The 10,512-nt window shown below is 60.1% G+C and carries 9 protein-coding genes; 2 read left to right on the top strand and 7 right to left on the bottom strand.

Annotated features, from left to right (window positions below; genetic code table 11):
• The first annotated feature begins 217 nt into the window (after positions 1 to 217).
• Both DM807_RS14180 and DM807_RS14175 read left to right on the top strand, forming a co-directional pair.
• Positions 218 to 1,153: an IS110 family transposase gene (locus tag DM807_RS14180; RefSeq protein ID WP_179026968.1), complete on the top strand. Its 936-nt coding sequence runs from the start codon at positions 218 to 220 to the stop codon at positions 1,151 to 1,153.
• Positions 1,154 to 1,384: 231 nt separating this feature from the next.
• Entirely contained in the window at positions 1,385 to 1,840 is a 456-nt protein-coding gene (locus DM807_RS14175; RefSeq protein WP_179027472.1) for an REP-associated tyrosine transposase, read from the top strand.
• Between the two features lie 107 nt (positions 1,841 to 1,947).
• On the opposite strand, the gene DM807_RS14170 is transcribed toward DM807_RS14175, so the two are convergent.
• From DM807_RS14170 to DM807_RS14140, 7 genes are all read right to left on the bottom strand, one after another.
• Complete coding sequence (locus DM807_RS14170) at positions 1,948 to 2,841, bottom strand: ABC transporter permease subunit (protein WP_012274731.1); 894 nt, start codon at positions 2,839 to 2,841, stop codon at positions 1,948 to 1,950.
• Positions 2,838 to 3,758, bottom strand: a complete 921-nt coding sequence (locus DM807_RS14165) for an ABC transporter permease subunit (RefSeq protein ID WP_012274732.1) — start codon at positions 3,756 to 3,758, stop codon at positions 2,838 to 2,840. Before DM807_RS14165 ends, DM807_RS14170 begins: the two co-directional genes overlap by 4 nt.
• Positions 3,755 to 4,897: a polyamine ABC transporter ATP-binding protein gene (gene potA, locus DM807_RS14160; RefSeq protein WP_012274733.1), complete on the bottom strand. Its 1,143-nt coding sequence runs from the start codon at positions 4,895 to 4,897 to the stop codon at positions 3,755 to 3,757. The genes DM807_RS14165 and potA overlap by 4 nt, the downstream gene beginning before the upstream one ends.
• A gap of 60 nt (positions 4,898 to 4,957) precedes the next feature.
• Positions 4,958 to 6,052, bottom strand: coding sequence for a polyamine ABC transporter substrate-binding protein (locus tag DM807_RS14155; RefSeq protein WP_012274734.1), 1,095 nt, complete (start codon positions 6,050 to 6,052; stop codon positions 4,958 to 4,960).
• 158 nt (positions 6,053 to 6,210) lie between these two features.
• On the bottom strand, positions 6,211 to 7,308 hold the full coding sequence (locus DM807_RS14150; protein WP_012274735.1) for a polyamine ABC transporter substrate-binding protein: 1,098 nt from the start codon (positions 7,306 to 7,308) through the stop codon (positions 6,211 to 6,213).
• 170 nt (positions 7,309 to 7,478) lie between these two features.
• A complete protein-coding gene (locus tag DM807_RS14145) occupies positions 7,479 to 8,840 on the bottom strand; it encodes an aspartate aminotransferase family protein (protein ID WP_179027471.1) in 1,362 nt (453 codons plus the stop codon).
• Between the two features lie 48 nt (positions 8,841 to 8,888).
• Positions 8,889 to 10,247 carry a glutamine synthetase family protein gene (locus tag DM807_RS14140; protein WP_012274737.1) on the bottom strand — a complete coding sequence of 453 codons (1,359 nt, stop codon included), beginning with the start codon at positions 10,245 to 10,247 and terminating at the stop codon, positions 8,889 to 8,891.
• Between the last annotated feature and the right edge of the window lie 265 nt (positions 10,248 to 10,512).

Genomic DNA, 10,512 nt, shown 5'->3' with positions numbered 1-10,512 from the left:
CCCGCTTGTGTCTTGAGGAGGGAATAGAATCTAAGGTGAGAGCGGTGAATGGCAAGTTGATAGCCCGAGGTGCCTCGAGCACGTGTGGGAGCACAAGCTGCCATTCACCGTTCCACTTTGGCGAGAGCCCGAACAGTTGGATGAGGGCCAAATCTCGAACCACAAGCGTGGGCCAAGCCAAAGCGCTCTCACTCCTTGAGTCTAAGAGGGTTTGGCCATGTTTTCCTCTGTCGGCATCGATGTTTCCAGCACCACACTTGCCGTGCACATCCGCCCCGAAGGTTTGAACTTCAATGTTTCCAATGACCTGAACGGATTCAGTCAGCTTGTCGAAAAACTCGGCGAGTATCAGGTTTCAGCAATCATCCTTGAAGCGACCGGCGGTTACGAATGCAACGTCCTGCGGGCTCTACATGACGCTGGTCTTCCGGCGTACCGGATAAACCCCAGCCGCGTCCGGGCCTTTGCCAAATCCATGGGTAAACAAGCCAAGACCGACCCCATCGACGCTGCGGTGCTGGCTCACTTCGCCGAAGTGCTGCCGCCTCAACGGTATACGGTAATGACGCCTGAACGGGCCTTGCTGCGCGAGTTGCTGATGCAGCGGGATCGCTTCGTCCAGCAACGTGACGATGACAAACGTCGGCTGAAGCAGGCCCAGTCAACCAGCGTCTGCTTCCGTCTGGAGCGCCACATTGTTTACCTGAAAGGTGAAATCAAAGCGCTCGAACTCGAGATCGCTGAACAGGCCGTGAAGCTCAATGACGACCGTGTCCCACGCCTCTTGGAGGTCAAAGGCATTGGCTTGGTCACGGCAACCAAGCTGGTGGCTCTGCTGCCGGAGTTGGGCCAGGTGGACCGTAAGGAAATCGCGGCACTGGTGGGTGTTGCACCGTTCAACCAAGACAGCGGCAAACACGCGGGCAAGCGCGAGATCTGGGGTGGCCGGTCACGTGTCAGGCGAGCGCTGTACATGGCCTGCTGGATCGTCATCCGATACAACCAAGACTTCGGAGCCCGCTATGCGGCTTTGCGGGCCGAGGGGAAATGCGCGAAGGTGGCGATAGTGGCGTGCATGCGGGTCTTGATCATACGGCTGAATGCGATGCTAAAGGCCGGAACACCTTGGCAGGAGCAGGTGGCCCATCCGTAAGAGTCAGCCATGCTGGCGATGCCCGGCAGAGCCGGGCCAAGGGCGCTACGCGCCCCATCGCCAGCAAGGCCAGCTTCCACAAGAAGACAGTTGCTCCCACAGGGTGGACTGCCCCCGAAAAGGTCGGTACAGCCACCCACAAGCCCCCTGCCATCTCCAGAAACTATCCAAAGCACTTTCGCGGTTTCACAGCCACTACCTTGGAGAGGTCACTTTTCAAGGAAGAAACCAATGCCTCGGGCTCAATCACACCTGCTCCGCCGTGGTCGCTATTCAGAACTCGGCAGGCTGTACCTGCTTACTACTGTTACCCATCAACGCAAGCCACTGTTCCATGACTTTCATCATGCAAGGCTGGTCATCCACCAACTGCGGCAATCCGATCATGAGCACGCCTGCCGCTCAATGGCCTGGGTACTGATGCCGGACCATCTGCATTGGCTGATCGAGTTGAAAGGCACGACGCTGGGTACGTTGATGCGCAGATTCAAATCCAGATCCAGTCTGGTTTTGCATCAGGCGAGGGTTGAGCATGACCCGGTGTGGCAGCCTGGGTATCAGGACCGAGCATTGAGACGGGAGGGAAGCATGGTTCAGGTCGCCAGATACATCGTTGCCAACCCCTTGCGTAATGGGCTGGTGAAGAGTGTCAGAGACTATCCACATTGGGATGCGATATGGCTTTGAATCGGTGGGAGAGCCTTCGCGGGTAAACCCGCACCCACAGGTACTGCGCAGGTCTTGAAGACTGCACATGACCCTGTGGGAGCGGGTTTACCCGCGAAAGGGCCGGGTCAGGCCGAAGCCGCAACCTGAGCCGGGCGCTTGACCTGTGGCTGCGAGGCGTTGGCCGCAGCACCCTCTTCGATCGCCTGCTGAATCGCCTTGCGACGACGCTCTTCGCTCCGGCGGCTGAAGTACCAGACAAAGAAGGTCACCAGCGACACCGACAGCAGAATCAGACTGGCCACGGCGTTGATCTCTGGCTTCACGCCCAAGCGCACCGCCGAGAACACTTCCATCGGCAAGGTGGTCGAGCCTGGGCCGGATACGAAGCTGGCCAACACCAGGTCATCCAGCGACAGGGCGAACGACATCATGCCGCCCGCCGCCAGCGATGGCGCGATCATCGGGATGGTGATCAGGAAGAACACCTTCCACGGCTTGGCACCCAGGTCCATCGCCGCTTCCTCGATCGACAGGTCCAGCTCACGCAGGCGTGCCGACACCACTACCGCCACATACGCCGCACAGAACGTGGTGTGGGCAATCCAGATGGTGACGATACCGCGCTCCTGCGGCCAGCCGATCATCTGCGCCATGGCCACGAACAGCAGCAACAGAGACAGACCGGTGATCACTTCAGGCATTACCAGCGGCGCGGTAACCAGGCCACCGAACAGCGTGCGGCCCTTGAAGCGGGTGACCCGGGTCAGCACGAAAGCTGCCAGGGTACCCAGCGCCACCGCCGCCACCGCCGTGTAGCAGGCGATTTCGAGCGAGCGCATCACCGAACCCATCAGCTGGGTGTTGTCGAGCAGGCCGACGTACCATTTGATCGACCAGCCGCCCCACACCGTCACCAGCTTGGAGGCGTTGAACGAGTAGATCACCAGGATCAGCATCGGCAGGTAGATGAACAGCAAGCCGAGCACCAGCATCAGCTTGGAGAAACTGAAGCGTTTCATGCGCGGCCCTCCATTTCTTTGGCCTGGCTGCGGTTGAACAGCAGGATCGGCACGATCAGGATCGCCAGCATCACCACCGCCAATGCAGACGCCACCGGCCAGTCACGGTTGTTGAAGAACTCCTGCCACAGCACTTTACCGATCATCAGGGTTTCCGGGCCGCCGAGCAGTTCAGGGATCACGAACTCGCCCACCACCGGGATGAACACCAGCATGCAGCCGGCGATGATGCCGTTCTTCGACAGCGGCACGGTGATTTTCCAGAAGCTGTTGAAGGTGCTCGACCCCAGGTCAGAAGCAGCCTCCAGCAACGAAGGGTCATGCTTAACCAGGTTGGCAAACAGCGGCAGGATCATGAACGGCAGGTACGAATAGACCACGCCGATGTACACCGCCAGGTTGGTGTTGAGGATCTGCAGTGGCTGGTCGATCAGCCCAGTCCACATCAGGAAACCGTTGAGCAAGCCGTTGTTGCTGAGGATGCCCATCCAGGCATAGACGCGGATCAGGATCGCGGTCCAGGTCGGCATCATGATCAGCAGCAGCAGGACCGTCTGGGTCTCCTTCTTGGCGTTGGCAATGGCGTAGGCCATCGGGAAGCCGATCAGCAGGCACAGAATGGTGCTGAAGAAGGCCATCTTCAACGACCCCAGGTAGGCCGAGATATACAGCTCATCCTCGGTCAACAGCCCATAGTTGGCCAGGTTGAGCACCAACTGAATCTTGTCTTCGACGTAGGTGTAGATCTCGGTATACGGCGGGATCGCCACGTCGGCTTCGGCAAAACTGATCTTCAGGACAATGAAGAACGGCAGCATGAAGAACAGGAACAGCCAGATGAACGGCACGCCGATCACCAGGTGCCGCCCCTCCGGGACCAGGCGCTGGAAGGCTCGCTTGAGCTTGCGCAGTTTCATGACCGCAGTACCACGCCGCTGTCGTCTTCCCACCATACGTACACTTCATCGCCCCAGGTCGGACGAGTGCCCTGGCGTTCGGCGTTGGCGACGAACGACTGGACAACCTTGCCGCTCGGCAGCTCGACGTAGAACACCGAGTGGCCGCCCAGGTAGGCGATGTCGTGGACCTTGCCGCGCGACCAGTTGTGCTCGCAGGTCGGCTGCTGGGTGGTGACCAGCATCTTTTCCGGGCGCAAGGCGTAGGTGATGTGCTTGTCTTCCACCGAGGTGGTGATGCCGTGGCCCACGTAGATCTTGCGCTCCAGCTCCGGGCTGGCAATGATCGCGTGGCCTTCGGCGTCGTCGACCACTTCACCTTCGAACAGGTTGACGTTACCGATGAATTCGCACACCAGGCGGCTGGTAGGCGTCTCGTAGATGTCCACCGGCGAGCCGATCTGGGCGATCCAGCCCAGGTGCATGATGGCGATGCGCTGGGCCATGGTCATGGCCTCTTCCTGGTCGTGGGTCACCATCACGCAGGTCACGCCTACGCGCTCGATGATCTCCACCAGTTCCAGCTGCATCTGCGAACGCAGTTTCTTGTCCAGCGCACCCATTGGCTCGTCGAGCAGCAGCAGCTTGGGGCGCTTGGCCAGCGAGCGGGCCAACGCCACACGTTGACGCTGGCCACCCGACAACTGGTGCGGCTTGCGCTTGGCGTACTGGGTCATGTGCACCAGCTTGAGCATCTCGGCCACACGGGCATCGATCTCGGCCTTGGGCATCTTGTCCTGCTGCAGGCCGAAGGCGATGTTCTGCGCCACGGTCATATGTGGGAACAGCGCGTAGGACTGGAACATCATGTTGATCGGCCGCTCGTAGGGCGGCATATCGGTGATGTCGACGCCATCGAGGAAAATCCGCCCTTCGGTTGGGCGCTCGAAGCCGGCCAGCATGCGCAGCAAGGTGGACTTGCCGGATCCGGAGCCACCCAGCAGGGCGAAGATCTCACCCTTGCGGATTTCCAGGGACACATCCTCTACGGCGATGGTTTCGTCGAACTTCTTCGTGACCCGGTCGATTTTGACCAGCACCTGCTTGGGTTGCTGGCCACCCTCGAGGGCTTTCTTATAGGCACCGGAGGCAACTGCCATGAGTGAAACTCCCAACAAGATTTGTGTGCCCGCCCCTGCTTGGACGGCGGGCCTGGATTGTTACTTGCCCGACTTGACCTTGGTCCAGCTACGGGTCATCAAACGTTGCACCTTGGGCGGCAACTCTGAATTCACGAACATCTTGTCCAGCACATCCTGCGGTGGGTAAACCGCAGCGTCGGTCCTCACGGCCTGGTCCATCAGGTCGCCAGCCTTGGGGTTCGGGTTGGCGTAACCGACGTAATCGCTGACCTGGGCGATAACCTCAGGTTTCAGCAAATAGTTGATGAAGGCATGCGCCTCTTTGACGTTCTTGGCGTCCTTGGGGATCGCCAGCACGTCGAACCAGAGGTTGCCGCCTTCCTTGGGAATGGCGTAGGCCAGGTTCACGCCCTTCTTCGCTTCTTCAGCGCGGGCCTTGGCCTGGAACACATCACCCGAGAACCCTGCCGCGACGCAAATGTCGCCGTTGGCCAGGTCGGTGATGTACTTGGACGAGTGGAAGTAGGTCACGTACGGGCGCACCGCCAGCAGCTTCTGCTCGGCCTTGGCGTAATCCTTGGGGTCGGTGCTGTTGGGGTCGAGGCCCATGTAGTTGAGCACCGCCGGGAGCATTTCGTCCGCCGAGTCGAGGAAGGCCACACCGCACTTGGCGAGCTTCTTCATGTTCTCGGGCTCGAACAAGACGGCCCAGGAGTCGATGGTGTCCACGCCCAGCGCGGCCTTCACCTTGTCGACGTTGTAACCGATGCCGTTGGTGCCCCACAGGTAAGGCACGGCGTACTGGTTGCCTGGGTCGTTCTTTTCCAGGCGCTTCATCAACGCCGGGTCGAGGTTGGCATAATTGGGCAGCAGGTTCTTGTCGAGCTTCTGGAACGCGCCCGCCTTGATCTGCTTGCCGAGGAAATGGTTGGACGGCACCACTACGTCATAGCCGGTGTTACCGGCCAGCAGTTTGCCTTCCAGGGTTTCGTTGGAGTCGAACACGTCCTGCACGGGCTTGATGCCCGTGGCTTTCTCGAAGTCCGCGAGTGTGGTCGGGCCGATGTAGTCGGACCAGTTATAGAGATGCACCGTTGGCGCCGCTTGGACGCTGCATGCCAGCGTCAGGCCCGCGCCGGCCATCAAGGCCTTGCGGAATACAGAAATAGACAAGTGGGTGGTCCTCACAATCAGTGCCTGGGTAGCGACAGTGCTGCCGCACACGCAAAACCGGCGCGCAACTTACCTTCGCAGCTTCGATGCCGCAATCATCAATTGCCTTTCACTGGCTCTGAGCCGGAAATCCCCGGCCCAGAGGTGCCGCATCGGGCTTACTTGCCCGACTTGATCTTGGTCCAGCTGCGGGTGATCACACGCTGGGCAGAAGCTTCAGGCGCAGCGATTGCGTACAGCTGCTTCTTCACTTCGGCAGGCGGGTAGATGCTCGGGTCGCTGGTAATGTCCTTGTCCACGAACTGGGTAGCCGCAGCATTGCCGTTCGGGAAGCGCACGGCGTTGGTGATTTCAGCCATGACTTCTGGCTGCATCAGGAAGTCCATGAACTGGTAGGCAGCGTCTTTATGCTCGGCATCTTTCGGGATGGCGACCATGTCGTAGAAAGTACCGGCACCTTCTTTCGGAATGATGTAGTCCACTTTGATCTTGTCGCCGGCTTCGTGGGCACGGGCCTTGGCCTGCTCGACGTCACCCGAATAACCGACGGCCACGCAGATGTTGCCGTTGGCCAGGTCGCCAATGTACTTGGACGAGTGGAAGTAGGTGATCGAAGGACGGACCTTGAGGAACAGGTCCTCGGCGGCCTTCAGGTCTTCTTTCTTGGTGCTGTTGCTCGGCAGGCCCAGGTAGTGCAGTGCGGCCGGCAGCATTTCGGTCGGGGCATCCAGGAAGCTTACGCCGCAGCTCTTGAGCTTGGCGATGTTCTCAGGCTTGAACACGGCGTCCCACGAGTCGATGTGGTCGACACCCAGCGCGGCCTTGACCTTCTCCGGGTTGTAGCCGATGCCGATGGAGCCCCACATGTACGGGAAGGCGTGCTTGTTGTCCTTGTCGCTGGCATCGCCAACGGCCTTGAGCAGGTCGGGGTCGAGGTTTTTCCAGTTCGGCAGTTTCGAACGGTCCAGTTCCTCGTACACACCCGCCTTGATCTGCTTGGCCAGGAAGTTGTTCGAGGGCACGACGATGTCATAGCCCGACTTACCTGCCAGCAGCTTGGCTTCCAGGGTTTCGTTGCTGTCGAAGACGTCGTACTTGACCTTGATACCGGTCTGCTTTTCGAACTTGGCGATGGTGTCCGGCGCGATGTAGTCCGACCAGTTGTAGACGTTCAACACCTTGTCGTCAGCCTGTGCAGCAGTAGCCATGGCACCCATCAGGGCTGCGGCCAGCAACGTCTTGCCCATTTTATTCATGCGTCATGCTCCAGAATTTTTTATTTAGCCATCTGTTCAGCAGCCAGGACCTACGGTGCAGAGCGCGCGGCGACTGAAACAGTCGCTAGTCTGGCAAGTTACAAGGCCCTGTATCAAGGAAAGCAGGACCCTGTAACGACTTAATGTCACATCGCTAGCCTAGCAGGTGCTCAGTTGATCGCCTCAAGGGTCAAATCGAGGCATTTGCGCGCCTTTTCCACCAGCTCGTCGATCTCCGCGTGGCTGATGACCAGCGGCGGCGCGATGATCATGGTGTCACCCACCGCACGCATGATCAGGCCGTTGTCGAAGCAGAAGGTGCGGCAGATCATGCCCACGCCCTTGCCTTCGTAACGGCTGCGGGTGGCCTTGTCCTTCACCAGCTCGATCGCACCGAGCATGCCCAGGCCGCGTACTTCACCCACCAGCGGGTGGTCCTGCAGTTCACGCAAACGCTTTTGCAAATACGGTGCCGCTTCTGTGCGCGCCTTCTCGACAATTTTCTCGTCGCGCAGGATGCGCAGGTTTTCCAGGCCCACCGCGGCCGCCACCGGGTGGCCGGAGTAAGTGAAGCCGTGGTTGAAATCGCCGCCTTCGCTGATCACCTTGGCCACGGTGTCACGCACGATCACACCGCCCATGGGGATGTAACCGGAGGTCAGGCCCTTGGCGATGGTCATCAGGTCGGGTTTGAGGTCGTAGTAGTCTGAGCCGAACCACTCGCCGGTACGGCCAAAACCGCAAATCACTTCGTCGGCGACGAACAGGATGTCGTACTTGGCGAGAATCTCCTTCACCTTCGGCCAGTAGGTTTCCGGCGGGATGATCACGCCGCCTGCGCCCTGGATAGGCTCGGCGATGAAGGCGGCGACGTTGTCTTCGCCCACTTCGAGAATTTTCTTTTCCAGCTGCTCGGCTGCCCACACACCGAACGCATCCGGGGTCATGTCGCCGCCTTCACCAAACCAGTACGGCTGCGGGATGTGCACGATGCCGGGAATCGGCAGGCCACCCTGCTCGTGCATGCCGCTCATGCCACCCAGGCAGGCACCGGCGAAGGTGGAACCGTGGTAGCCATTGATACGGCCGATGATGGTCTGCTTGTGCGGCTTGCCCTTCAGCGCCCAGTAGTGGCGCACCATGCGCAGCACGGTGTCGTTGCCTTCGGAGCCGGAGCCGGTGAAGAACACATGGGTCATGCCCTCGGGTGCCACATCGGTGATCGCCTTGGCCAGCTCAAGCGCCGGCGGGTGAGCGGTCTGGAAGAACAGGTTGTAGTACGGCAGCTCACGCATCTGCTTCTCGGCCGCCTGCACCAGTTCCTCGCGGCCATAACCGACCGCCACGCACCACAGGCCGGCCATGCCGTCGAGAATCTTGTGGCCCTCGCTGTCCCACAAATGCACACCCTGGGCCTTGGTGATGATGCGCGGCCCCTTCTCCTTCAGTTGCTTGTAGTCACTGAAGGGGGCGAGGTGATGCTCCCCACTGAGGGTTTGCCATTCACGGGTTTGCGGGTTGTTGACGCTCATGTGCTTCTCCGTAATTCGACCGCCGCGCTCCTGCGGCACCAGGGTTGATCAGACAGCGAACAGCAGGAACTCACGCTCCCACGAACTGATGACGCGTTTGAAGTTTTCGTGCTCGGCACGCTTGGTGGCGACATATCCGGTAATGAATTTTTTGCCCAGGTATTGCACCAGCGCACGGCTGTTTTCCATGCGTTCCAAGGCATCTTCGATGGTCAGTGGCAGGCGCAGGTTGCGGCGCTCATAACCACGGCCCTGTACCGGCGCGCTGGCCTCGATGCCTTCGACCATACCGATGTAGCCACACAGCAAGCTGGCGGCGATGGCCAGGTAAGGGTTGGCGTCGGCGCCCGGCAGGCGGTTCTCGACCCGGCGGCTTTGCGGGCCGGCATCCGGTACGCGCAAGCCGACCGTGCGGTTTTCTTCGCCCCACTCCACGTTCACCGGCGCCGAGGTGTCGGGCAGGAAGCGGCGGAACGAGTTGACGTTGGGCGCGAACAGCGGCAGCGCCTCGGGGATGAACTTCTGCAGGCCACCAATGTGGTTGAGGAATAGCGCGCTCATGCTGCCGTCTTCATTGCTGAAGATGTTCTTGCCGGTAGCCACGTCGACCACGCTCTGGTGCAGGTGCATGGCACTGCCCGGCTCGCCGGTCATCGGCTTGGCCATGAAGGTGGCGGCCACGTTGTGCTTGAGCGCCGCCTCGCGCATGGTGCGCTTGAACACCAGAATCTGGTCGGCCAGGTGCAGGGCGTCGCCGTGACGGAAGTTGATTTCCATCTGCGCCGTGCCGTCTTCGTGGATCAGCGTGTCGAGGTCCAGCTGCTGCAGTTCGCACCAGTCGTAGACGTCTTCGAACAGCGGGTCGAATTCGTTGGCGGCTTCGATGGAGAACGACTGACGGCCGGTCTCTGGGCGGCCGGAGCGGCCTACCGGGGGCTGCAGCGGGAAGTCCGGGTCTTCGCTGCGCTTGGTCAGGTAGAACTCCATCTCGGGCGCGACGATCGGCTGCCAGCCCTTGTCGGCGTACAGCTGCAGGACTTTCTTCAGCACGTTGCGCGGCGACAGTTCGACCGGGTTGCCCTTTTTGTCGTAGGTGTCGTGGATGACCTGGGCGGTCGGCTCGATGGCCCACGGTACAAGGAACACGGCGTTTTCGTCGGGGCGGCAGATCATGTCGATGTCGGCCGGGTCGAGCAGTTCGTAATAGATGTCGTCGTCGACGTAGTCGCCGGTCACCGTCTGCAGCAACACGCTCTCGGGCAGGCGCATGCCTTTTTCGGCGATGAATTTGTTGGTGGGCGAAATCTTGCCGCGCGTGATGCCGGTCAGGTCACTGATCATGCATTCGACTTCGGTGATCTTGTGCTCTTTCAACCAATCGGTGAGCTGGTCGAGGTTGTTACTCATAAATACCTCAGGAGGTAAGGTGGTCCACGTCTTGATTCTGGATGGAGTAGATTGCTAAAGCAAAAACCCACGCGCAGAGCCACAGTGGATACACTGAAATCAGCTGTGTCCGTAATGAGTTCGAAAGGCAGGAAGACGAAACGAAGGGCGGCAAGCCGCTACGAGGGCGGGCCTGGGAGCACCAAACGTCAATTATTGCGGCCAGGGCGACCACGCCATTGACGATGCTTGCAGAAACGACGGATGTACCTGATGACACCGCGCA

This window comes from Pseudomonas hunanensis (assembly GCF_013393325.1).
Lineage (GTDB): Bacteria > Pseudomonadota > Gammaproteobacteria > Pseudomonadales > Pseudomonadaceae > Aquipseudomonas > Aquipseudomonas putida_P.
Note: the sequence above shows the minus strand (reverse complement) of the source record. Positions and strands in the feature narration are given on the sequence as shown.

Excerpts from the sequence above, each read along its gene's own strand:
- DM807_RS14180 (WP_179026968.1), top strand. The coding sequence starts at position 218 with ATGTTTTCCTCTGTCGGCATCGATGTTTCCAGCACCACACTTGCCGTG.
- DM807_RS14175 (WP_179027472.1), top strand. The coding sequence starts at position 1,385 with ATGCCTCGGGCTCAATCACACCTGCTCCGCCGTGGTCGCTATTCAGAA.
- DM807_RS14170 (WP_012274731.1), bottom strand. The coding sequence starts at position 2,841 with ATGAAACGCTTCAGTTTCTCCAAGCTGATGCTGGTGCTCGGCTTGCTG.
- DM807_RS14165 (WP_012274732.1), bottom strand. The coding sequence starts at position 3,758 with ATGAAACTGCGCAAGCTCAAGCGAGCCTTCCAGCGCCTGGTCCCGGAG.
- potA (WP_012274733.1), bottom strand. The coding sequence starts at position 4,897 with ATGGCAGTTGCCTCCGGTGCCTATAAGAAAGCCCTCGAGGGTGGCCAG.
- DM807_RS14150 (WP_012274735.1), bottom strand. The coding sequence starts at position 7,308 with ATGAATAAAATGGGCAAGACGTTGCTGGCCGCAGCCCTGATGGGTGCC.
- DM807_RS14145 (WP_179027471.1), bottom strand. The coding sequence starts at position 8,840 with ATGAGCGTCAACAACCCGCAAACCCGTGAATGGCAAACCCTCAGTGGG.
- DM807_RS14140 (WP_012274737.1), bottom strand. The coding sequence starts at position 10,247 with ATGAGTAACAACCTCGACCAGCTCACCGATTGGTTGAAAGAGCACAAG.